General features: G+C 39.7%; 10 protein-coding genes, 2 other RNA genes and 1 riboswitch. Of the genes, 3 read left to right on the top strand and 9 right to left on the bottom strand.

The window, feature by feature from the left end; all coding sequences use genetic code 11:
• Positions 1–37 precede the first annotated feature (37 nt).
• Positions 38–15,070: a CLIPPER-2 domain-containing protein gene (locus NLJ82_RS08205; protein ID WP_088296494.1), complete on the top strand. Its 15,033-nt coding sequence runs from the start codon at positions 38–40 to the stop codon at positions 15,068–15,070.
• Between the two features lie 687 nt (positions 15,071–15,757).
• Entirely contained in the window at positions 15,758–20,038 is a 4,281-nt protein-coding gene (locus NLJ82_RS28645) for a beta strand repeat-containing protein (protein WP_437439328.1), read from the top strand.
• 357 nt (positions 20,039–20,395) lie between these two features.
• Here NLJ82_RS28645 and NLJ82_RS08190 read toward each other — a convergent pair whose 3' ends face one another.
• The 6 genes from NLJ82_RS08190 to NLJ82_RS08165 all read right to left on the bottom strand — a co-directional run bounded on the left by NLJ82_RS08190 (position 20,396) and on the right by NLJ82_RS08165 (position 25,067).
• The gene (locus tag NLJ82_RS08190) at positions 20,396–20,536 is read right to left on the bottom strand and encodes an FbpB family small basic protein (RefSeq protein WP_001228040.1); all 141 of its coding nucleotides are present in this window, start codon (positions 20,534–20,536) and stop codon (positions 20,396–20,398) included.
• A 183-nt stretch (positions 20,537–20,719) separates the two neighbouring features.
• Positions 20,720–21,586, bottom strand: a complete 867-nt coding sequence (locus NLJ82_RS08185) for a 5'-3' exonuclease (RefSeq protein ID WP_000757057.1) — start codon at positions 21,584–21,586, stop codon at positions 20,720–20,722.
• Positions 21,587–21,716: 130 nt separating this feature from the next.
• Positions 21,717–22,442 (bottom strand): P-type ATPase actuator domain-containing protein, encoded by a 726-nt coding sequence (locus NLJ82_RS08180; protein WP_000964970.1) that lies wholly within the window; start codon positions 22,440–22,442, stop codon positions 21,717–21,719.
• Positions 22,443–22,785: 343 nt separating this feature from the next.
• Positions 22,786–22,951: riboswitch (M-box (ykoK) riboswitch) on the bottom strand.
• A gap of 183 nt (positions 22,952–23,134) precedes the next feature.
• Positions 23,135–23,521 carry a DUF350 domain-containing protein gene (locus NLJ82_RS08175; RefSeq protein WP_000606860.1) on the bottom strand — a complete coding sequence of 129 codons (387 nt, stop codon included), beginning with the start codon at positions 23,519–23,521 and terminating at the stop codon, positions 23,135–23,137.
• Positions 23,514–24,752, bottom strand: a complete 1,239-nt coding sequence (locus tag NLJ82_RS08170; protein ID WP_000084959.1) for a glutathionylspermidine synthase family protein — start codon at positions 24,750–24,752, stop codon at positions 23,514–23,516. Before NLJ82_RS08170 ends, NLJ82_RS08175 begins: the two co-directional genes overlap by 8 nt.
• 3 nt (positions 24,753–24,755) lie before the next feature.
• Positions 24,756–25,067: a hypothetical protein gene (locus NLJ82_RS08165; protein WP_000169019.1), complete on the bottom strand. Its 312-nt coding sequence runs from the start codon at positions 25,065–25,067 to the stop codon at positions 24,756–24,758.
• 83 nt (positions 25,068–25,150) lie between these two features.
• Here NLJ82_RS08165 and NLJ82_RS08160 point away from each other — a divergent pair, with 83 nt between their 5' ends.
• Positions 25,151–25,600, top strand: a complete 450-nt coding sequence (locus tag NLJ82_RS08160) for a hypothetical protein (RefSeq protein WP_001235528.1) — start codon at positions 25,151–25,153, stop codon at positions 25,598–25,600.
• A 54-nt stretch (positions 25,601–25,654) separates the two neighbouring features.
• Here NLJ82_RS08160 and ssrS (NLJ82_RS08155) read toward each other — a convergent pair.
• From ssrS (NLJ82_RS08155) to NLJ82_RS08145, 3 genes are all read right to left on the bottom strand, one after another.
• Positions 25,655–25,838, bottom strand: a non-coding RNA gene (gene ssrS, locus NLJ82_RS08155) — 6S RNA.
• A 21-nt stretch (positions 25,839–25,859) separates the two neighbouring features.
• A non-coding RNA gene (gene ssrS / locus NLJ82_RS08150) (6S RNA) lies at positions 25,860–26,042 on the bottom strand.
• Between the two features lie 116 nt (positions 26,043–26,158).
• On the bottom strand, positions 26,159–26,992 hold the full coding sequence (locus tag NLJ82_RS08145; protein ID WP_000961781.1) for a sulfurtransferase: 834 nt from the start codon (positions 26,990–26,992) through the stop codon (positions 26,159–26,161).

Below are 26,992 nucleotides of genomic sequence, written 5' to 3'. Positions count from 1 at the left end.
ATTTTGACCAAGACTATATTGTAAGTGAGGTGACAACATGCCCATTACAAATCGATTTTCTACCACCACTAACGGCGCACTTGCGATTACAGGAAACACACTCGGTTTAAGTAAAATCAGTAATCAAAACCGTGCTGGTACAATCGGGGCAATTGGCGCATTTATAACTACCAATACCGCTTTACAAGTAACTTCTTTTCCTGCTGGTACAACATTAAACTATACACAAAATAGTTCTACCGCTCTTTTAAATATACCTGCTGGTAGTACGATTCTTTACGCAGAACTCGTTTGGGGCGGAAACTATTTATCTCGTGATCAAAACATTACGAACGTATTAGGCAATCCTGTTTCTTTTACAACACCTGTTTCAACATACTCGATTACTCCATCGGCTGTTACAGCTTCCAATCAAACATTCGTTTCTGGATCTATCACATTTGGATTCTATACACGTTCTGCAGATGTAACATCCCTCATTCAAGCAGGAGGATCTGGCTCTTATACAACCGGCTCTGTCCCTGGACTTGTAGATCCTATAGATGCTTCTAACGGAACAATTAATTCAGCTGGGTGGACGCTTATCGTCGCTTACCAAAATGGAACATTACCTGCAAGAAATTTAACCATTTATGTAGCAGGCAACCGGGTTTCTGCAGAAACTGGTAGTGCCGATGTATCTGTTTCAGGATTTTTAACACCTTCAGGAGGGCCTGTAAGCGGGAGATTGTTTTTAAGTTCTACCGAAGGGGATGCTGATTTAATTGGGGATCAGGCTCTATTCGGGCCAAATTTCAGTTCATTAAATGCCTTATCTGGACCTAACAATGCTGTAAATAATTTCTTCGGTTCTCAAATTAATAATGCCGCTGGAAACTTAGATACAACCGGGACATTTGGAACGCGAAATCAAAGTGCTTCTACAGGTACAAACATCTCCGCTGGAAGACAGGGCTGGGACATTACTTCCATTGATATTTCTCCTTATTTAACAAATTCTCAAGTGTCCGCCGCAATCCGTTTAACAACTAACGGAGACGCATATATGTTGAATACAGTCGGTTTACAAATCAACATAAATTCACCTAACATACAAGCAACAAAAAGCGTGAATAAAAGTGTTGCAGCAATTGGAGACGTTCTCACTTATACAGTTACTATCCCTAATACAGGGCTTCTCCCCGCCAATAACGTTATTTTTACAGACATTCTTCCTAACGGTACTTCCTTTATACCTGGAACTGTAACAGTAGATAATGTCCCGCAAACGAATGCAAATCCGGCCGCTGGTATATCTCTTGGAACCATTAATAACAGCGCTTCTCGTACAGTAACTTTCCAAGCTACTGTCGTTTCTTTTCCAAATCAAAATCCTATCTCCAACACTGCTAATATTACATTTCAATATACACCAATCGCTGGAGGAACGACTTTTAACGGTCTTGCAACAAGCAACTCTGCTGGAACACAAGTTAACCTCGCAGATATTAATGGCACAAAATCAGTTAACAAACTTTTTACCGATATTGGTGAAACGTTAACTTACAGTATCGCCTTAGCTAATATAGGGAATATTGCTGCAACGAACGTTATATATACGGATCCGATTCCTAGCGGGACTACTTTCGTTCCGGGGAGTGTAACTGTTAACGGAGTTACTCAGACTGGAGCAAATCCCGCTACTGGTATATCAATTGGCGCTATTGCTGCTAATTCTACGACTACTGTTTCATTTCAAGTACTCGTTCCTTCTATTCCCCAAACAAATCCAGTTTTAAATAGCGGAACAACAACATATCAATACATTCCTGTGCCAAATCAACCGGCAATAAGTGGGACTGATACGACCAATATCGTATCTACTCAAGTGAATAACGCTACTGTAACTATGGCAAAATCAGTAGATAAAAATTTTGCAGATATTGGTGATACACTAACGTACACCGTTTCCTTTACAAGTACAGGTAATACAAATGCGAACAACGTTATTTTTAAAGATGTCATTCCTACTGGAACAACTTTTGTTCTCAACAGTTTAACAATAGATGGCACGACACAAGTTGGAGCAACTCCCGCAAACGGTGTAAATATAGGATCCATTCCTACTGGTACGACAAAAAACATTTCATTTCAAGTAGTAGTAAATACAATTCCAGCGTCGAATGTCGTATCTAATGGTTCAAGTGCTTCTTATCAGTACACTATCAATCCAAGCCAATCACCCGTTACAAAAAACATTTCTTCTAATCTCGTTTCCACTCAAATTAATAATGCGAATGTAACAGTAACAAAATCAACAAATAAACAGTTTGCTACAATCGGCGATACAATCAGTTATACAATCCTTATCTCAAACAGTGGAAATACAGGTGCAACGAACGTACAACTAACAGATCCACTTCCAAATGGGACAATATTGACTCCAGGTACTGTAACACTAAACGGTGTTTTGCAAAATGTAAATTCTCTCGTTGCTTTGCCTATTGGCACAATTCCCGGCGGAGCTACTTTTACACTTTCTTTCCAAGTAACTGTCATCAATATTACCGCTCAAAATCCTATCATTAATAATGCTTTCGCTTCTTATTTATACACTGTAAATCCTAGTCTGCCACCAAATTCAAAAACAGCAAATTCTAATTCTGTTACATCAACAATTAGACTAGCAAACCTTCAAGCTACTAAATCTGTAGATAAAACGTTTGCAGAAGTTGGAGATATATTAACCTATACCTTCGCTCTTACAAACAACGGAAATGTTACGGCAAACAATGTATTACTATCCGATTCAATAGCGAACGGGACTTCCTTTGTACCGAACAGTGTTATCGTTAACGGCGTTAATCAGCCGGGCGCAACACCAGCTAGCATCAATATCGGTAGCATCAATGCTAATACTACGATTACAGCTTCATTCCAAGTATTAATCACTAGCATTCCAAACCCAAACCCTATTTCGAATAGTGCCTCCATTTCTTATAACTTTATTGTTGATCCAAACGCTTCGCCTGTAAGTAAGAACACTACCTCAACTACTACATTTACGCAAGTAAACGATGCAAATGTCATTTCAGCTAAAACAGTGGATAAAAGGTTCGCTACTGTAGGGGATGTATTAACTTATACCGTCGTTTTAACGAATGCAGGAAGTGTTTCTGCTGATAGTCCTACTTTCGTAGATACAAATCCAGACGGGACTACCTTTATCCAAAACACGTTCCTTATTAATGGTGTACTCCAAAATAACGCCGATCCAAATGTCGGTGTTCCGTTACCTTCCATTCCTGCTAACGGTTCACTTACCGTCTCTTATCAAGTAACTGTCACCTCTTTACCAACACAAAACCCAACAATAAATTCATCTAGTACACAATATAGCTTTATTCTAAATCCGGGCGATCCACCAACTATAGAAACATCTTTAAGTAATACTGTAAGTACACAAATTAATGTAGCAAATGTAGTTATTGTCAAACAGGTAGATTTAACTATTGCTGATGTTGGGCAACCAATCACATATACCATTGCCCTAGCTAACCCAGGAAATACTCCAGCGAATAATGTAGTTGTTACCGATATACTCCCTTCCGGCACAACTCTCGTACCAAATAGTATTTTTATAGGCGGTGCTTTACAGCTAGGTGCAGACCCAAGTACCGGTCTTCCAGTCGGGACAATTCCTGCTGGTGGATTTACAACGATTGTTTTTCAAATAAGCGCAAGTAGTTTGCCTACACAAAATCCAATTCAAAACAGTGCTGCACTGCAATATAACTTTATTGCTGACCCAAATTTACCTGCTGTTGTGAGAAATGCTGTTAGTAATATAGTAACGACACAAATTAATACTGCTAATATTGTCGCTACGAAACTAACAAGTACAAATTTCGCTGATGTTGGTGATGTCATAACTTATGCAACGATTTTAACGAATAACGGCAATATCCCTGCCTCCAATGTAACGTTTACAGATATCATTCCAGCTGGTACCATCTTCCTTCCTAACACTGTAACGATTAACGGTGTCCCTATAGCTAATGCAAACCCTGCTAATGGCATTTTAATCGGTACAATAGGAGCGAATTCATCACGTACTGTCTCATTCCAAGTTTCTGTACCAACTATTCCTAGTCCAAATCCGATTACGAATCAATCGAGCACTACATTCCAATACATGTACGACGCATCCAAACCAATTGTAACGCAGATGGTGGCATCTAACACCGTACAGACGACTATTAATAATGCTACAATTGCCGCTGTAAAATCGGCAGATAAACAGTTTGCTAACGTAAATGATATGATTACGTACACGACTACTTTAACGAATAACGGGAACACACTTGCATCAAATGTAATTTTTACAGATGTACTTCCAAACGGAACATCATTTATCCCTAATAGTGTAACATTAAATGGAAATACACTCCCTAATACAAATCCAGCAAGTGGGATTGCAATTGATCCAATAAACCCTAATACAAGTGCAACAATCTCATTTCAAGTAATAGTAAATTCCATTCCTAGTCCAAATCCAATCCCGAACCAAAGCAATACAGCGTACCAATATGTCATAGATCCTAACTTACCTCCAGCATCCGCTAATGCGTTAAGTAACGTAATAACAACTCAAATTAATAACGCTACAATCGTCGCTACGAAGTCAGTAAATACACCGACAGCTGCAATTGGGGATATCGTTACTTATACGATTGCCGTTACGAATACAGGAAATATTCCGGCTAGTGCTACAGTTTTAACAGATGGACTCGGCGCAGGCGCTTCATTTGTCCAAAACTCTGTAACTATCAATAATATTCCGCAGCCGGGTTTAGATCCATCACTTGGTATTCACTTAGCAGATATTCCCCCAGGAGATACTGTATTCATTACTTTTCAAGCACAAATTTTAGCGATACCACCTAGTGGCACATTAACAAATAATGCTCTTGTAAATTATGAGTATACCGTGAACCCAAACCAATCACCTGCTGTTGATAGCACAATTACGAATACGACGGTTACTCCAATTATTGATGCTACTTTAGTTTTAAATAAAAATGCGAGTACAACTTTCGCTACAATTGGTGATACGATTACATTCACTTCATCTATTACAAACACAGGAAATACTACTGCGAACAACATTGTGTTTACAGATTCCATTCCAAATGGTACTACCTTTGTCCCAAATAGCTTTAAAATAAATGGTGTAACCGTCCCAAATGCAAATCCGCAAAACGGTATCAATATTGGTAACTTGAATGCAAATGCATCGATTACACTCAATTTTCAAGTAAACATTATAACGCTGCCAAACCCGAATCCAATTCCGAACAAATCATCGCTTCAATATAACTTTATTGTTGATATAAATGAACCGCCAGTTTCACGAACAGTTCAATCTAATAAAACCTTTACACAAGTAAATACTGCTTCTGTTATCGCAACAAAAACTGCAAGCAGTGCATTTGCTGCTGTTGGAGATACAATTACGTATACAACTACCCTCACTAATAGCGGAAATACTACCGCAAACACACCTGTTTTTATCGATATATTACCACCCGAACTTTCATTCGTTCCTGATAGCGTACAAATTAATACAATCCCACAACTTGGATTTAGACCAGATAGCGGGATTTCTTTAGACCCCATTCCAGTTGGAGGAACGACAATAATTAGTTTTCAAGCGATCGTTGGCTCAATACCAGCTACAAATCCAACATTAAACCAATCTAGCACAACATACTCTATTATTGTTGATCCTAACCAGCCACCAGTGACAGAAACAGCTACAAGTAATCCAACTTTAGTTCAAATTAACGAAGCGATTATTCAAGCAACGAAAAGTGTGGATCGACTATTTTCTGACATTGCACCTGGAAATTCATTTTTAACGTATACTGTCTTATTAGAAAATATAGGGAACACAACTGCTACGAATATCATTTTTACAGATCCGACTCCAAATAATACAATATTTATAGAAGATAGCGTTCGAGTAGGTGGGGTTTTATTACCTGGAGTAAATCCAGCGAACGGGATACCAATTGGGGATATTATTGCAGGAGATTTTATAAATGTTACCTTCCGTGTGCAAGTAGTTAGCATCCCAAATCCTATTTTCACAATCGGACCTGGAGGACCAGACTCACCAGTTGTAAACGGTGCTTCTATTGATTATCAATTTATGACAGGACCTAATTTACCACTTGTTTCACGAAATACGACATCTAATTCTGTTTCGACACAAATAAATTCTGGGGAAATTGTGGCAATCAAATCTGTAGATAAAACTTTCGCAACGATTGGCGATACAATTTCTTATACAATTACATTAAGCAACCCTGGCAATGTCACTTCACAAAATATAATTTTCACGGATACTTTACCTGATGGAACGACATTCATATCTGGCACTCTTACAAACGATTCTGGTACACAGCAAATCGGAAATCCATCTAACGGGATTCAGATTGGAAATATAAACCCAAATGGAACGGCCGTGATTACTCTTAATGTACTTGTTACAAACATTCCAAGTATAAATCCAATTTCTAATTTTAGTTCTGTACAATTTGCACATGTGGTTGATCCTAGCCAACCTGCCGTAACACAAACGAATGTATCTAATTCTGTTTCGACAACAATTAATAGTGCAATATTAACGACCCAAAAAAGCGTTGATAAATCTATCATTTCTGTTGGAGATACGATTACGTATACAACAACTATTACAAATACAGGAAATACGACTGCAACGAATATAACGTTCACGAGCGCAATTCCAGCTAACACTACCTTTATACTAAACTCAGTCAAAATAAATGGGGTTCAGCAATCTGGTGCGCAACCAGCACTTGGAGTAACTATACCAAATATCGCTCCTGGTGAAACAGTAACCGTTACTTTCCAAGCAACTGTTCTTTCTGTTCCCCCTTCAAGTTCAATTATGGGTAGTGACACAATTTTATATTCTTATACTGTCGATCCAAACGGAACTCCTATTACAACTTCTACTTCAACGAATATCGTTACAAACCCGGTACTAGATGCTATGATAACGATGGTGAAATCTGTAGATCAAACAATTGTAACACTAGGTGATACCATTACCTATACGACACTTTTGACAAATATCGGTAATACAAACGCTACGAATATTACTTTCACTGATGTTATACCAAATGGTACAACGTTTATTACTGATAGCGTTACAATAGGTGGCATTACACAAATCGGGCTCAATCCTAATACCGGCATAACAATTGGATCAATTGCTCCTAACAGCTCAATATCTATAGCATTTCAAGTTACCGCTACTTCTACACCAGCCCAAAATCCTATTGCCAATTCCGCTACTGCTTCTTACACATTTATCGCTGATCCAAATGCACCAGTTGTTTCAAGAAATGTTACTTCAAACGCCACATTTACTACAATTAATACAGCTACCATTCTTTCATCTAAACAAGTTGATAAAGCATTTAGCCACATCGGAGATACACTCACTTATACTGTCACTTTAACAAACAATGGAAATTCATCTGCACAAAATGTTATTTTCACAGATACTATGCCGAGCGGAACTACATTTATTGCAAACACATTTTCCATTAATGGAGTTCCTCAAAGTGGTGCGAATCCAGTAAACGGTGTAAATATTGGACCGATAACAGCGGGGGCTACAGTAAATGTTTCCTTCCAAGTAAACGTGACCTCATTACCGACCGAAAACCCAATTGTAAATTTCTCATCAACATCTTATCAATTAGTCTCACCGCCTGATACAGAAACTTCCATTAGCAATCCTATTTCAACGCAAATTAAAGAAGCCATATTATCTATGACGAAAAATGAAAGTGCATCCTTTGCAGATATCGGGCAAACTGCCTTTTATACTACTTCTATTTCCAATATAGGAAATACGGATGCAACTAATATAGTATTCACAGATGTATTACCAAGTGGACTCACATTTGTTCCTAACACATTAACCGTCGATGGCGTTTTACAACCTAACGCGAATCCAAATACAGGTGTATTACTTGCAGCGCTTCCACCAAATGAAATATATAGTATCGTCTTTCAAGTGACAGTAAATAATATTCCTCTTAGTAACCCAGCACCGAATACAGCATCAACGACATATGAGTTTACTGTTGATCCTGTTAACCCTCCAGTGTCGAGTTCAGCTACTTCCAACACTACGCTTCTTCAAATAAATAACGCAAATATTATAAGTACAAAAACGACAGATCTAGCCTTTGCGGATGTTAGTAATACAATAACATTTACACTTAACCTCCCTAATACCGGGAATGTGGCTGCAACTGATGTTACCGTCATCGATATACTTGATAGCAATTTAAGTTTCGTTCCAAATAGTTTCACAGTTAATGGGCAAACCATTCCAAATGCTGATTTATCTACTGGTGTAAATATCGGTTCCATTAATGGTGGTAATGCCGCAATCGTCACATTCCAAGCAACTGTTACTACACTTCCTACACTAAATCCTATTTCTAATTCTGCTTCTATCACATATCATTATGTCGTTGACCCTAGCCAGCCATCTATTACAACTTCTAATCAATCTAATACAACAACCACACAAATTAATAGCGCTATCCTTACTGCACAAAAAAATTCAAATGTATCTACGGTTGACATTGGGCAAGATATTGTCTACTCCGTTACAATTACAAATAGCGGAAATGTTAGTGCAACAAATGTTATTTTCACCGACCTTATTCCAGATGGAACTTCATTTGAACCGAATAGTTTTACACTTAACGGAATTAGCATCCCAACTGCAGATATCGTTACAGGGGTTCCAATTGGTGATATCGCGCCAAACCAATCTGTCATTGTGGCATTTAATATTATCGCACATGAAATCCCGCCTATAAATCCAATTACCAATCAAGCTAGCGTTAACTTTCAACATATCGTTAATCCGGCTAATCCACCAGTTTCAAAAAACATTACTTCTACTACTGTTTCAACAAAAATCGAAAGTGCAATTTTAAACACGATTAAAATTGGAGATAAAGCTTTTGCAACGATTGGTGATACGATTACGTATACAACTACGATTACGAATACAGGAAATATTCCAGCTAACAACGTTGTTTTCTCAGACCCTTTACCTTCATGGGCACAACTTGTTGCAGGATCAGTTGTTGTTGACGGTACTTCATTACCATCCGCTTCTATCACCAGCGGTATTGGCATAAATACAGTCAATCCAGATCAAACTGTAACAATCATATTCCAAGTTCAAATTGTAAGCAATCCAACAACATTCACTCCTGAACTCCAAAACTTAGCATTTGTGAACTTCCAATATAACGTAGGCAATGCATTACAGGCTCAGCCTGGCAACGTGGAAACGAACGTCTTCGTTACTTCTATTAATACAGCAATACTTTCAGCTGTAAAAACTGCTAGTACAGCCTTTGCAAATATTGGCGACACGATCACTTATACCGTTTTAATTCAAAATAGCGGCAATACAAATGCTACGAATGTAAATTTCTCAGACCTCATTCCAGCAGGAACGACCTTTGTTGAAAATAGTTTTACTGTAAATGGAAATACCATTCCAGGTGCAAATCCAAACAGTGGAGTTACTATCGGGACCGTTAGCGCGGGTAGTTCCTTAACTGTTACTTTCCAAGTCATAGTTACATCTACTCCACCTTCAAATCCAATTACAAACGTTGCATCTATTCAATATGCATTCATCGTTGATCCGGCGGCTCCTCCTGTTACCGGCACAATAACTTCTAATAGCGCTTCAACACAAATTAATAACGCGACTGTTACAACTATTTTAGAGGCAAATCGAACAATCGTATCTACCTTAGATATCATTACGTATACAGCAACATTAACGAATACTGGGAACTTCCCTGCAAACTCTGTATTACTCATTAACGGTGTTCCTGAAGGGGCATTATTTGTTCCAAATAGTGTCACGCTTAACGGGATTTCACTTCCAGATGCAAGTCCAACTCTCGGTATTCCCGTTGGTATTATCGCACCAGGTGATTCTGCTACGATTACGTTCCAATTTCTTGCAAACTCTATTCCACCGCAAGGAGCAATTATAAATCAAGCACTTACAAGTTACACGTATATTGTCGATCCGAGTCAACCTCCAGTTACAGCAACCTCCTCATCTAATACGGTTAGTACAGCTGTCGTTGATGCATCGCTGTCTGTAATTAAAAATACAGATTCTCTCGTACAATCTACTAACGGTACAATCACTTACACTGTAGTCGTTCAAAATAACGGGAATACAACTGCAAATACAGTTACTTTAACAGATTTGGTCCCAGAAGGAACTGCATTTATTCCGAATAGCGTAACCATTAATGACGTTTCAGCTCCAGGTGCCGATCCAAACGTAGGGATACCATTAAACTCCATAGCGCCTTCAGACATTATCACCATAACATTCCAAGTGATCGTTCAATCCATTCCAAGCGTGAATCCAATTTCTAATATAGCCCGTATTGCCTATACTTTTATCGCCGATCCAACCGCTCCTATCATCTCTCGAACAATAACGTCTAATCCAGCAGTCACACAAATTTCGGATGCGAATGTTCTTTCATTAAAAGCAGTCAATGCACAACAAGCAACAACAGGTGATATTTTGACTTATACGATAACGCTAGAGAATACCGGAAATATTCCTGCTTCAAATCTTATATTTTCAGATACTCTTCCAGAAGGGACTACATTCGTAGACAATAGTTTTACACTTAACGGAACAGCTATACTTGGTGCCAATCCAAATGCAGGTGTTACTTTGCCTAACCTAGCAGCAAACGCTACTCACCTTATTTCGTTCCAAATTCTTATTAACGATCCATTCTCGCAACAATCGATTACAAATCAATCTAATACAACATATACAATTCAACTAGATCCAGGGAAACCGCCTATTACGGAAACATCTACTAGTAATATCGTCATTACAAATTTCGTGCAAGCACAATTAACAATTACAAAAACATCCAATCCAACAACTGTAGATATTGGTGGAACGATCCTTTATATTTCTGAAGTGAAAAATATCGGCAATGTTGACGCAATAAATATTATTTTTACAGATTCGATTCCAGCTGGGACTACATTCGTTCCCGACAGTGTCACAATTAACGGTGTACTTCAGCCTGATACAAATCCAGAAAACGGAATATCAATTGGAACGATCCCATCAAATAGTTCCAAAACAATACTATTTCAAGTACAAACAAACAATCCACCTACTGAAACCGAAATTGTAAATCAATCTTCAGCAACGTACCAATATGTAAGCATTCCTACAGCTCCCCCAGTGAATCGCTCTGCAACCTCTAATATCGTTACAACATCACTTCAAAATGCAAATATTATTTCTGTTAAGCAGGCAGATGTTACTTTCGTATCCATCGGGCAAAATATTACCTACACAAATACACTACAAAATATAGGAACTGTTCCGGCTAACAATACATTGTTCATTGACAATATTCCAGAAGGTACGATATTCATTGAAGATAGCTTATCAATAAATAATGTCATTCAGCCTGGTGCGAACCCTGAAAATGGAATAACTCTTGGCACGATACAACCAGATGAAACAGTCACTATTTCATTCCAAGTACAACTTACAAGTATACCTCCTGGCAATACAGTCATTAACATTTCAGACACTTCGTATGAATACCAAATTGAGCCTAGTTCTCCAATTATTCAGCGTAGATCGTTATCAAATGCAGTAAATACTGAAATCCGTACAGCAAATATTAGTGCAATTAAATCCGCTAACAGATCTATTACACGCATCGGTCAAATCATCACATATACAGTCGCAGTTACAAACGCTGGTACAGTACCTATTACAAATACTCTCCTAATTGACGCAATTGCTGCTGGCACCACATTCATTCCAAATAGCATTCTTGTAGATGGCATACCAAGACCTAACGAAAATCCAATTACTGGAATCACTCTTAATATTATCCTTCCAAACAATACAATTATCGTTACATTCCAAGTAAATGTAGTCTCTATACCTCCTCAAAATAACATTAATAATATCGCCGTCATCCACTATGAGTATCAGCCAGACCCAAGCTTACCACCAATTTCAGAAACGACATCTTCCAATACTACAAATATACAATTTATTGATGCTATTCTTATCGCTACAAAATCTGCTAATACAATATTAGCTAATATTGATGAAACTATTGAATATACAGTACTCATTCAAAATAACGGATCCACTACAACTAACTCCATCTTTTTTACAGATACGATAGAAGATGGAACAGTTTTTATTCCAGGAAGTGTAATAGTTAACAACACGGTACTTCCTGCAGCAGATCCAAATATCGGTTTTTCTATTCCTAATATTGCGTCAAGTCAAGCGACTACAATAACGTTCCAAGTTTCCGTTACGAATTTACCTGCTGTAAACCCAACACCTAATACTGCAAACATCGTCTACGACTTTATTTTCAACCCTGATTTTGCACCAATTCAAAAATCGACTACTTCCAACACTACTTTCGTTCAAATTAATGATGCTGATATCATTTCACTTAAAACTGTTGATTTGACTTCTGTAACAATTGGTGACATTTTAACTTATACAACAACTTTAACGAATACAGGGAATACAGATGCCACTGCTGTTGTATTTACAGACAATATTCCTGGTGGAACTACCTTTATTGACGGTAGCGTTTTAGTAAATAACATTCCGCAGCTTAACGCCAATCCAAGTACCGGTATACTTGTAGGAACGATTGCTCCTAACATTTCTATCCCAGTCACATTTTCTGTTACCGTCATAGCGCTTCCAGCTAGCGGCCATGTTCAAAATCAATCAACTTCTCGTTATACGATAAATGGAGAAGAACAAATATCGACTAGTAATATTACCTTCACTGAAGTTATTTCTGCTAATGTAATTGCGACAAAAACAACACCTATTCAATACGGTGACCTACAAACGATTATCCCTTACACAATTTCCATCACAAACAACGGAAATATACAAGTAGAAAACATTATCGTTACAGATATCATCCCAGCAAATACGAGCTTTATAGAGAACAGTGTTATTGCGAATGGCAACGCTCGTCCAAATGACAATCCACTTAGCGGGATACCAATTGATAACATTCCGCCTAATACAATAGCAACTATTCTATTCCAAGTACGGGTTACTTCGATTCCGCAAACAAATCCAATCTCTAACACGAGTACAATTGAATACCAATACACGTTACCAGATCTACCACCTATTACCGAAACTATTATTTCATCAGCTGCCGTAACAGAAATTAATCACGCGACTTTAAATAGTAATAAATCTGTAGACCTGGCATTTGCAACTGTCGGTGATACGTTAACGTATACGATTACACTCAATCAAACTGGTAATGTTGCAGCAAATGATGTAGTCATTCAAGATATGATTCCTCAAGGTACTACGTTTATAGAAAATAGCGTGATTGTAAACGGAAAAACGCTTCCGGGAGTTAATCCAGTAAGTGGTATACCAATTGGTACTATAATTGTTGGTGGAGACGCTATTACTTCATTCCAAGTAACTGTGACTTCTATTCCAATACAAAATGAACTCACCAACCAAGCAATCACTACTTTTAACTATATAGTCAATCCAAATAACATACCTGTTACAAATACGACTACAACAAATACTGTCACAACAACTGTCCAAAATGATAATGTCATTGCGATAAAAGCTGTTGATTTCACGAGTGCCTTACCTGGTCAAACTTTAACGTACACCATTACGATTACTAATAGTGGTAATATCACTATTGAAGATCTTCTTCTAATAGACACGGCACCAGTAGATACGACATTCGTTATTGGTAGTGTTACGATTAACGGAATCAATCAACCTAATGAAAATCCTGAAAATGGTATTACGTTAGGAACTCTTGCTCCTAGTGAATCTGTTATTATTACGTTCCAAATAACAATATCTTCTTCTACTCTTCAACCTACAATTAATAATGATGCTTCTGTTTCCTATACCGTCATCATTGATCCAACAAAACCACCTATTACAATTACAAAACAAACAAATATCGTTACAACGACAGTCATTGATCCGATGGTTCGTATTGAAAAAACAGCTGACAAATCTATTGTCGTTATTGGAGATATAATTACATTCACATTAGCAGTATTTAACCACTCCCCAATTCCGACAATCAATACTTCTGTTATAGACACAATTCCGGCTGGTACAACATTTATAGAAAATAGCGTAACAATTAACGGTATTCTGGTACCAACTGTCCGTCCAGACACTGGTATGAATATCGGCGCTTTACCTGCTGGCTCAGTAGCAACGATAACATTTCAAGTGCTCGTAACTTCTATTCCTTCAAAAAATACAATTATAAATTCTGCAACAGTTACAGCCGCTTTCCAATTGACACCACAGGATCCGATTATTACTTTCGTTGTTAATTCGAATATTGTTCGTATACCAGTTCAATTTGTAACTGCGACAGTCACGAAAAACGCTTCCGTCAGCTCAGCTTATTTAAATCAATATTTTGATTACACGGTGCGTATTACGAATACTTCCGAGATTTCACTCTTAAATATTTCTTTACAGGATACTATTCCAGTAGGTTTACAATTTATGAGCGGCACCGTCTCCATTAACGGAGAACGCTCTCCACTAGCGAATCCGAATATCGGTTTCCTAGTTGCTACTAATTTAGAACCAAGCGAAACAATTATCGTGTTATTCACCGTACAAGTGATAAGTCCACCTGTTACTAATGAGTTTAAAAATACGGCTAATATTTCGTTACAACTTCAAGCCTCACCTACCGATCCACCAATTACAGTAACCGTTACAAGTAACGAAAACATCGTCACCTTTGTTCCAGAAAATCCGGATAAAACACTTCCAAATTTCAATTGCTTCTTTGACGGTGAACGCTTCATACGGATTACTCCTCGAAATGTAGGCAATTACCTTTGGACTTGGATTTGGTGGAATTAATTGAAACAAAAAAGAGATTGTGATTTGGTTTCAACCAAATTACAATCTCTTTTTCATTACTTTTATCGTGCTACATTATAACCCGGCCAATGATATACGATTAAGCGTCATCTAAAGTTATATTGTAAATAAAACAAAAATATCCATATTCCGAATCAATTCTCTTCCATACAAATAAGATATTTGCTATTACACTACAATTAACAAATTAAAAGAAACGTAGTAAACAAAATCACACTAATCCTATTAACTAATATTTAAATATTCAATATTGAAACACTTATATCAGCCTTCTTATTCCGTACAGAACATTACCAAATACACAATCCATCAAAATATTCAATATTATTTATACGATATTCACTAAAAAATAATAATTCTAACCTAATAAATTACATACCTTTTACAAAAACAAAATAATATTTGCACCAAAAAATTTCAAATTTAATAATGTGTCACTCAAAATGTATACAATGAAATACTTCGTGTATACCCAATCTTTTCTTGTCCCTCACACCCAGAACTCTAAACCATATTGAATATGCAACTTAAATTTTAACTTAACATAACTTTACTACATATATATTTATTAATTCACTTTCATAATCATTATCCTTTTTTAATAAACATTTTATTCATTGTCTCTACTGGCTATAATGAGTAAATTTTTTATAGGTGGGAAGGTATATGTCCAATAAAGATAAAAAATTTAAAAACCCATTGAATTTTGATGATATTATATCAGCCATTTCCTACGACCCTAGTGTCATAGGACCTACATTCCCAAACACTACAATAGTATCACCTACCGGTATTACCGGACCTACCGGTAGCACTGGCTCTACTGGAGCTACCGGCGACACTGGAGCTACCGGCGACACTGGACCTACTGGCAACACCGGACCTACTGGCAACACCGGACCTACTGGCGATACTGGAGCTACCGGCGACACTGGACCTACTGGCAACACCGGACCTACTGGTATCACTGGATCTACCGGCGACACTGGACCTACTGGCAACACCGGACCTGCTGGTATCACTGGATCTACCGGCGACACTGGACCTACTGGCGCTACCGGACCTTCCGGAGCTACTGGCAACACCGGACCTACTGGAGTTACTGGACCTTCCGGAGCTACCGGCAACACTGGCTCTACTGGAGTTACTGGGACTACTGGACCTACTGGGATCACCGGACCTACTGGGATCACTGGAGCTACCGGCAACACTGGACCTACTGGGAACACCGGACCTACGGGCGACACTGGCTCTACTGGATCTACTGGACCTACCGGGAACACTGGACCTACTGGAGTTACTGGGACTACTGGACCTACTGGTATCACTGGAGCTACCGGCGACACTGGGACTACTGGACCTACTGGTATCACCGGACCTACTGGGATCACTGGAGCTACCGGCGACACTGGACCTACTGGCAACACTGGCTCTACCGGCGACACTGGCTCTACTGGAGTTACTGGGACTACTGGCGCTACCGGACCTACCGGAGCTACTGGTAACACCGGCAACACTGGACCTACTGGCAACACCGGACCTACTGGTATCACTGGAGCTACTGGAGCTACTGGACCTACTGGGAACACTGGCTCTACCGGCGACTCTGGACCTACTGGCAACACTGGCTCTACCGGCGACTCTGGACCTACCGGAAACACTGGTATCACCGGACCTACTGGCGCTACCGGCAACACTGGCTCTACTGGATCTACTGGACCTACCGGGAACACTGGACCTACTGGAGTTACTGGGACTACTGGTATCACTGGACCTACCGGAAACACCGGACCTACCGGAAACACCGGAGCTACCGGCAACACTGGCTCTACTGGCAACACCGGACCTACTGGTATCACTGGAGCTACCGGCGACACTGGACCTACTGGTATCACCGGACCTACTGGTATCACTGGAGCTACCGGCGACACTGGACCTACTGGCAACACCGGACCTACTGGTATCACTGGACCTACCGGCGACACTGGACCTACTGGCAACACCGGACCTACTGGCAACACCGGACCTACTGGGAACACTGGCTCTACCGGCGACACTGGACCTACTGGCAACACCGGACCTGCTGGGAACACTGGAGCTATTGGTAACACCGGACCTACTGGTATCACTGGACCTACCGGCGACACTGGACCTACTGGCAACACCGGACCTACCGGAGCTACCGGCAACACTGGCTCTACTGGAGTTACTGGACCTACTGGATCTACTGGACCTACCGGGAACACTGGACCTACTGGAGTTACTGGGACTACTGGACCTACTGGTATCACTGGACCTACCGGAAACACCGGACCTACCGGAAACACCGGACCTACCGGAAACACCGGACCTACTGGAGTTACTGGGACTACTGGACCTTCCGGAGCTACCGGCAACACCGGACCTACTGGCAACACCGGACCTACTGGCGATACTGGAGCTACCGGCGACACTGGACCTACTGGCAACACCGGACCTACTGGGATCACTGGAGCTACCGGCGACACTGGACCTACTGGCAACACCGGACCTACCGGAGCTACCGGCAACACTGGACCTACTGGCAACACCGGACCTACGGGCGACACTGGCTCTACTGGATCTACTGGACCTACCGGAAACACTGGACCTACTGGAGTTACTGGGACTACTGGACCTTCCGGAAACACCGGACCTACTGGAGTTACTGGGACTACTGGACCTACGGGTATCACCGGACCTACGGGTATCACCGGACCTACGGGTATCACCGGACCTACGGGTATCACTGGAGCTACCGGCGACACTGGACCTACTGGCAACACCGGACCTACTGGGAACACCGGACCTACTGGGAACACCGGACCTACTGGCGATACTGGATCTACCGGCGACACTGGACCTACTGGCAACACCGGACCTGCTGGGAACACTGGAGCTATTGGTAACACCGGACCTACTGGCAACACTGGCTCTACCGGCGACACTGGACCTACTGGCTCTACTGGAGTTACTGGGACTACTGGACCTACTGGCAACACTGGAGCTACCGGCGACACTGGAGCTACCGGCGACACTGGCTCTACTGGACCTACCGGCAACACTGGCTCTACTGGACCTACTGGACCTACTGGCAACACTGGAGCTACCGGCGACACTGGCTCTACTGGACCTACCGGCAACACTGGCTCTACTGGAGTTACTGGGACTACTGGACCTACTGGGAACACCGGACCTACGGGCGACACTGGCTCTACTGGAGTTACTGGGACTACTGGACCTACTGGGAACACCGGACCTACGGGCGACACTGGCTCTACTGGACCTACTGGAGTTACTGGGACTACTGGACCTACCGGCAACACTGGACCTACTGGCGCTACCGGACCTACCGGAGCTACTGGGAACACCGGCAACACTGGACCTACTGGAGTTACTGGGACTACTGGACCTACTGGTATCACTGGACCTACCGGCGACACTGGACCTACTGGCAACACCGGACCTACTGGCAACACCGGACCTACTGGCGATACTGGAGCTACCGGCGACACTGGACCTACTGGCAACACCGGACCTACTGGCAACACCGGACCTACTGGCAACACCGGACCTACTGGCGATACTGGAGCTACCGGCGACACTGGACCTACTGGCAACACCGGACCTACTGGTATCACTGGAGCTACCGGCGACACTGGACCTACTGGTATCACCGGACCTACTGGTATCACTGGAGCTACCGGCGACACTGGACCTACTGGCAACACCGGACCTACTGGAGCTACCGGCAACACTGGCTCTACTGGAGTTACTGGGACTACTGGACCTTCCGGGAACACTGGAGCTACCGGCGACACTGGACCTACTGGCAACACCGGACCTACTGGAGCTACCGGCAACACTGGCTCTACTGGAGTTACTGGGACTACTGGACCTTCCGGGAACACTGGAGCTACCGGCGACACGGGACCTACTGGCAACACCGGACCTACTGGAGCTACCGGCGACACTGGACCTACTGGTATCACTGGACCTACGGGCGACACTGGCTCTACTGGAGTTACTGGGACTACTGGACCTTCCGGAAACACCGGACCTACTGGAGCTACTGGACCTACTGGAGTTACTGGGACTACTGGACCTTCCGGAAACACCGGACCTACTGGATCTACTGGACCTACCGGGAACACTGGACCTACTGGAGTTACTGGGACTACTGGACCTACTGGTATCACCGGACCTACTGGTATCACTGGACCTACGGGCGACACTGGCTCTACTGGAGTTACTGGGACTACTGGACCTTCCGGAAACACCGGACCTACTGGAGCTACTGGACCTACCGGGAACACTGGACCTACTGGAGTTACTGGGACTACTGGACCTTCCGGAAACACCGGACCTACTGGAGCTACTGGGATTACTGGACCTACGGGAGCTACTGGACCTTCCGGCAGCACTGGACCCACTGGTAGAACGGGGACTACTGGCAACACCGGACCTACCGGCAGCACTGGACCTACCGGCAGCACTGGACCTACGGGGACGCTAGCACAAGCTTATGCAAGTTTAACATTGGGAGTTAATCAAACAGTAGCAGCAAACGGAAAAGTTAATTTTTCTGGTGGTGGCACTAATCTTAATGGAATTACTTTTAATGGTTCGGATACACTTACTATTCAACAAAATGGAGATTATATGATAACTCTAAATGTATCCCCAGCACTAGGTTCTGTTACCCCAGCAGCATTTGGGGTTGGTTTAAATAATAATCCTACTCCTAGTACAAATATGGTATCTAACGTATCTGGTGGGATGATTTCATCAACTACCATCATTTCATTAACTGCTGGCACTACTCTTTCTTTATTTAATAATTCTGGTGTAGCTGTTTCTTTAAATAACGGTGCAGGTGGAGCAGCTGGAGGTGGCGTGGCAAGGGTCACTGTCATAAGGGTTGATTAGAAATAACACAGATTTAACGTTTACCTTTTTAAGCATTAAAAATATCACCTTAAAACTTAATAAATACAAGAAAGTTTATCAAGAGATTAACTGTCATGAATTCCAATGTATATGAGTTAGACAATCGTGCCCATGAAAGCTTCATGTTATTCTAAACGATTCACACTTAGGCCTATCAAAATTCAAACTTTTTAGCTATAAAAACAATCTTCTCCTAGTAAAAGTTTTAAAATTATATAACGTGTCTAATTACAGTAGACATGAAAAATACCACCTGAATTTACAAACTACAAATGCAAATTCAACTGGAGGTATTTTTTTGAATTCATTCTGTTTTAAGGTTCAATAGTTTTTCGTTCAATTGTTTCCTACACCATATGCTACATGTCGTTTCTCAATTCGTTCCTCAATTTCTTTCATATTTTCTTTATTACTTAATAGTAATTGTTTATTTTCTATTAATAATTGTTTAAAGGATTTTCTTACTTTTTTTCTCATTTTCATTGTCCTCCTTGGGGGATGGTTTATATAAAAGATAAGTATTTATCTGTTTGTCTTATAATAATTGATTGTTGTGAATTCCATTTGAACTTTACATGAAAATTACGTTTATTTTCTGACAACTTTGTGAACAAAAAAGGAAGACCGATTCATTTTACTTTTAACCGGTCTTCCTAGTACTTATAGCATATTGATTAATATTTCAGGTCTTCCCCAATTCATTTCTTCACAAACGAATCGTAATTTTTCTTCATCTATTGTGTGTAATCCTTCTTCTAGTGAACATGAAATAGGAACTTCACAATGAATTTGCGCTAATTGTAATGAAATATTTAAATTCTCTAAATCACTTTCGATCTTCGTACGTTGCGCTTTCGTTAATGCTGCCACATTTTCTAGTACAGTTGCTACTGTACCATGTTCTTGAATAAGCTTATACGCTGTTTTTTCACCGATACCTTTTACACCTGGGTAATTATCGCTCGTATCTCCCATGAAAGCTTTCGCATGCACGATTTGCCACGGTTCTACACCTTTTTCTTCCATAATTTTCTCCGGTGTGTAATACTCGTAATTTCCAATTCCTTTGCGCAGAAGCATAACTGTAACGTTCTTATCAACAAGTTGAAGTAAATCCGTATCACCTGTTAAAATATAAACTTCCGCTTCATTGCAGTATTGTTTTGCTAGTGTACCGATACAATCATCCGCTTCATACCCTTTCATGCCGATAACTGGAACAGATAATTTTACAGTCATTTCTTGCACTAGATCAAATTGCGGAATTAATTCTTCAGGTGGCGCTGCACGATTCGCTTTATAATTTGAGAACGACTCTGTTCTAAATGTTGTACTTCCCATATCCCAGCATGTTACGATGTGTGTCGGTTCAATTGCTTGCATTGCCGTTAATAAATGTTTCATATAACCATGAATCCCGTTTGTAGGGGTACCATCTTGTCGTTTCATAAACTGCCCGTAGACACTTGTTGCATAAAAAGCACGAAATAATAGTGCCATACCATCAACTAATAATACTTTTTTCATAATTCCTCTCCTACCCAAAAAAATAATAACCCCACGTCATCACGTAAGGTTATATAAATAGATTACCATTCTACGTTTTTCAACTTTGTCTATTATACATTGTTTTTGTATATTTAGCATCATTTACACATTAAGACGTTTTACTACAACAAGTATGAAGAATCCCTGTATACGTATTTTTCCCAGTTGAAACTACTACAGCTTTTGCATTTCCACTAACAATATACGTCCCTTTGAAACATACATTTTCAAGTTCAAGTGGATTATAGTCTTTCATTCTTTTCAAAGGAATAAATCGTTTGCGTTCAAGATGATAGCAACTTTCAAATTTCTCAACACTTGCATCGTTTCCTGTTAGCACAGATTCATTTACTAATAGATCATTTGCATAAATGATACGTACATCTGCTGGTACTGTATCACCTTCTGAAAGGAAAATCATATCTCCTGGAACAAGCTCTTGTACTGGCAAATCCATCATTTTTAATTCACCGTTTAAACCTGTTACACTAGAACATTCTACTCGAGACACAGTAATCTTCTCACATTGTAATCCATCTCTCACATGTTGTTTTGAAAAACCTGGGATCATTCCACCTAGCTTCATCATCACTTCTGCAATACGAGCTCTTTTTGAAGTTAATTCATTTCGGCCGTATACTTGAATACGTTTTTGTGCCTCTTTCATAGACAATCCATCTCTTGTTGTTTTAAAATACGCAAATACAGATTTTACATCTCTCGTTGCGATTTCAATTAATAAATCTTTATTTTTTTGAAGCATCGTTTGTTCTTTCATTGATTTTTTGCTTAATTTATATGACGTGTTACCCACAGTTTTGTTTGCATATAACATATTATCGTCTCCTCCTTTACAACGTAGGAAGAAACGCTTTGTTTCTCAATTTATCCACTTTACGGTGAAAGTGTCTAGCGCCTAAACATACATATAAACGCTACATGATGATAAATATAGAGGGAGGAACAAGTCGTTTCCTGCCTACATCATATATTTTTGATTTGAAGTATATGGGTAACGGAACCGAGTCAGAATTTGACATGCTCCTCACCTCCTCGTTTTATTTTATAGTTTATACTATGAAATTACTCATAGCTTTGTAACAAAAAGACCCTTACTCCGAAAAGAGTAAAGGCCATGACATACACAAATAAACGATTCCTAATACAATTAGAAATCTACGGACCTCTCCCTCGCCGAGTTTTAGCACTGTATAGCATAGGTACATTACCAGCTACGTTAAGAAAAACCTTAATTCGATCATTCCTGTTGACCCATTGGCGTCTCTCGACATTTTTGGGCAGTAGCATTTCTCTATACAGGAGCCTCACCTAACAGAGACTTATTTTTATTACATAGAAAATGTTACTCTTATTTAAAATAGATGTCAACACCTTGAATGGAATCTTTTCCTTATTACAACAACTCCCTCTCATATACATACTAGTTCTCTTTCTACGTATCAAATGAATGAAGCACATATTTTAAAATTAGTAAAAATAAAAACCTTACGTTTAAACGTAAAGTTTTTAATAAGTTATACAACCAGCAATTACAATCCCAATTGAAAGCGATAAAAACATAAGAAAAAGACCGACCGCTTGATTATCTTCTTCAAGACTTTTATTTATATTAAAGCGTGGTGTAAGCCACTCAGCTAAATAAAAGACGATAATTTGAGCCAAAATCCCAACCGCTCCCCACGAAACCATATCAAGAAGTGAAATGGAATTAGCTGCTGTTGAATATAAAACAATAGCTAACCCAAGTAATCGCCCTCCAAGTACATAGCTTACTGCCTTATTCCCTTGGGCCATTAACTTAAATTCTTTTACTTTCGTTGTCACTTCCATCAGGAAAAGACCTATGCATAAAAGACCAAGTGTTACTGCTAAATATAATAAAAAATTAATCATATACTTCCTCCTTGTTTATACCTACTGGTAAATAGTACGATTCATTCCCCGTAATTTTTTCACCAGCACGAATACCGATACTACTTGCTTTTCCTGCAATTAAAAACGAACCAAACACATACGACAGTTTCTCCATCCCTTTCTCTGTTTCCAAAGTTACGACTGGAAGTTCTGTATACTTTTGAAATATCGGCAGTGACGCTTTATACGTTTGGTGTGCATTTTGAATCATAATATTTTCGTCCTTATCACGAATGGTAATCGTGTCTCCCTCTCTACCAAATGAAGGTTTTCGAACGAAAGAACCTTTTCCTAAAAATAAATCTGGTTCTAAATATGTAGGTAACATATATTCTTTAATCCACTGTCGTTCCTCATTTGTATAAAAGACCTCTTCTTCTGCTAATCCCCAAATAAGACATTGAACTGATTTAGGCTGAAGTAAAAATGCTGACAAAGGATTTATAATAAAAAGCTTTCCGGCTTTTACGAGTTGTAACAACTCCACACCTACCAAATCCCCTGTTTCAGGATCTTGATCCTCAATTAAATCTTCTATCGGATATGTTTGACGATATAAAACATCAATTTGCACTCCATCCCTATCCACTAAAGAATCTTTTGTAATTCTAAGTTCTGACATTGGCACGACTTTATTTTCAACACGGCATAACTGACTTAAATACATAGTCGTATTCCAATCCTCAATATGCTCATGATGCGCTGTAAAAACAACATTTGGGTTGTCTATTCCCTTTGTCGCTTCCATTACAGCTTTTGTAACACCAGAGGATAGCAATCGCTCTTGGCCTAAGTTTGGATCATCATAACCTAGCTTTTTACAAACTTCCCCATTCATTTGAAAGCATTCCATAATAAAGGTAGGTGTATCACTATTAAACTCAAGCATTTTAATTTGGTTATCGCCTGTTAAAACGAAATCAAATCGTGAAATAACAGATTCAGGATATAATCCTTTCATTCTAATGAACGATAAGCTTGCGGGGGGAAATCCAAGTTCAAGAAGCTGTTCGTCACTTAAATTACGCAAAAGTCTAGCAGTCTTAAAAAATATTTTCCCCATTCGTTCAGTTGCAACTTGTAATTGTTTCATAGTCTCATTTGTTATAGGAAAAACATGAAACAAACTATACTCACATTCATATAAATCCGACCAGAAATCCTGATATTTTGAATAAAACTCTTTTCGATCCCTTATGTATTGCGACATATGTTAGCCCCCAAATCCTCCCTTTGAACCGCTTCCAATTCCACCTTTAAATTCCGCAGACGATTGATAAGATTTAAACGCCGATGAATTTTTGAAAGTGGATTTATTTTGATAGTATCTCCCGCCATAGAAATAATGCCCACGATATCCTGAACTACTATCATCACACTGCCATACCCCAATTTCATCATCCCAATCCCAATCTGCACAACTTTTATCATTCGGTTTTGGGGGAAGATCTTGTGCGCAGCCAAATAAGGTGCCAGTCATTAAAGACGTTACGACACCACCTACTAACCATTTCGTTTTTGTCACCTTCGCACTCCCCTTTTTAAATTCTATTCCTATTATATAGGATGGCATGATAAAGTAGAAGAAAAAGGAAGAAGAGTGATGAAATGCGCTTAGAATACCGACTTAATGATGAAACGAAAGGGTATCCAGCTTTATGGAACTATGCAAATATTTCTAATTCTGAAACCATTGCACGCATGACTTGTGAATATTTTATAAAAGATAAAAATACATATGTTGTCACTGCAACCTCAGTAGATCCAGACGGAACAGCAGTTATATATATTCAACAAGAAACTTTCTCTAACGATCCTTCAGATCCTACTTACTTCCACATCGGTTTTGAAATTAGAGAGCTAAAGGATACAAGTTCAAACTTGATTGAAAGTAAAGATGTATGGAACTATGAAGAAATCTTGCCATATCTGCATTCAGATATTATATATATTCAACAAGACGGCATGCATATGGAATTTACTTTAGATTCAAGAGAAATTGATGAAGACAGAAAATGCTATATTTATTACGGAAACTTCACAGGTGAATCAAGATAACATGGATATATGTATACAACAAAAAAACCTTACGTATAAAACGTAAGGTTTTTATATAGCCCCACATATGCCGTTCTCTCTAGATGTCCATAAACCTGCTCTCACAGGTGGATGCTCTCACAAATGTTTGTAACTTCCTTCTTAAAAAGATGGCATGTTAGCTACATTTAAATATTGAACTTCCATATTAAACTTATTGGTTTAAGACATGCATAAGCTACGTACACCGTAGGAATTTTATATAATGTTAGTTGAAATAAGACCCCCGCACGTGCCGCTCCTCGTAAATGTCCAAAAACCCGCTACTCGCAGGTGGATGCCCTCACAGTTACCGTACATCTTCCTCCACAAGGAAGGCTTGATGATGGTCACTAAATATTGAGCTTCCGTATAACTAACATCGGTTTTAGACATAAATAAGTTACGTACACCGCAGGATGTATTATTTACTTGTCGTTATATTATCACATTGTTTCCAATGTGTAAAATACAAAGTTTTTCGAGCAATCTCTTGCTTGTGACCTTATTTTAATACAAATTATTTTTGCATGCAAGTGATTAATCTTCTTCTTTTGCAATTTGATTTTCTGGATAAGAAATCCAATCACTCCAGCTACCTGCATACAATTTAACATTTTGGAATCCAGCTAATTTCAATGCAACGATATTTGGACATGCTGTAACGCCAGAACCACAATATACAATTGTTTCCTTATCTTTCGAAAGGTTTTGGAATCGTTCTTGTTGCTGAGCTTCATTCTTAAATTGTCCTGATTGCAGCATTCCATCCTTCCAAAAATAATTTACTGCTGTTGGAATGTGTCCTGCTTTCGGATCAACAAGTTCCTCTACACCAGCATAACGTTTTGGCTCTCTAGAATCAATTAACGTAACATCTGCACCTGCATAGATATTCTCTCTCACCGTTTCCATCGTTACAAGCATATGATTTTGTACATTTGCTTTGAATGCTTTTCGTTTAGCAACAGAAATTTCTGTTGTTACCGGTAGTCCATTCTCTTTCCATGCTGGAAATCCACCATCTAATATATATACTTTCTCATGTCCTACATAGTTTAATAACCACCAAAGACGAGAAGCATTTGCACCCGCTTCACTGTCATATGCAATCACTGTCGTATGTTCATCAATACCAGCTCGCGACAGCTTGTCTGCAAACTCCTCAATATTTGGTAACGGGTGGCGACCACCATGTTCTGTTATAGGACTTGATAAATCTACATTCAAATCAAAATATAATGCATGAGGAATATGTTCCTCCTCATACTTTTCTCTACCCCAATTAGGATTCGCTAAATCAAAACGACAATCGATTATACGGACGTTCTCATCTTCTATATGCTCACGTAACCATTCGACTGTAACTAACAT

The organism is Bacillus paranthracis, assembly GCF_024296885.1.
GTDB classification, from domain to species: domain Bacteria; phylum Bacillota; class Bacilli; order Bacillales; family Bacillaceae_G; genus Bacillus_A; species Bacillus_A paranthracis.
Note: the sequence above shows the minus strand (reverse complement) of the source record. Positions and strands in the feature narration are given on the sequence as shown.

What these genes read in the sequence shown, in the direction of transcription:
- NLJ82_RS08160 (WP_001235528.1), top strand. Translation starts at nt 25,151, where the DNA reads ATGCGCTTAGAATACCGACTTAATGATGAAACGAAAGGGTATCCAGCT.
- NLJ82_RS08180 (WP_000964970.1), bottom strand. Translation starts at nt 22,442, where the DNA reads ATGTTATATGCAAACAAAACTGTGGGTAACACGTCATATAAATTAAGC.
- NLJ82_RS08205 (WP_088296494.1), top strand. Translation starts at nt 38, where the DNA reads ATGCCCATTACAAATCGATTTTCTACCACCACTAACGGCGCACTTGCG.
- NLJ82_RS08170 (WP_000084959.1), bottom strand. Translation starts at nt 24,752, where the DNA reads ATGTCGCAATACATAAGGGATCGAAAAGAGTTTTATTCAAAATATCAG.
- NLJ82_RS08175 (WP_000606860.1), bottom strand. Translation starts at nt 23,521, where the DNA reads ATGATTAATTTTTTATTATATTTAGCAGTAACACTTGGTCTTTTATGC.
- NLJ82_RS28645 (WP_437439328.1), top strand. Translation starts at nt 15,758, where the DNA reads ATGTCCAATAAAGATAAAAAATTTAAAAACCCATTGAATTTTGATGAT.
- NLJ82_RS08185 (WP_000757057.1), bottom strand. Translation starts at nt 21,586, where the DNA reads ATGAAAAAAGTATTATTAGTTGATGGTATGGCACTATTATTTCGTGCT.
- NLJ82_RS08190 (WP_001228040.1), bottom strand. Translation starts at nt 20,536, where the DNA reads ATGAGAAAAAAAGTAAGAAAATCCTTTAAACAATTATTAATAGAAAAT.
- NLJ82_RS08145 (WP_000961781.1), bottom strand. Translation starts at nt 26,992, where the DNA reads ATGTTAGTTACAGTCGAATGGTTACGTGAGCATATAGAAGATGAGAAC.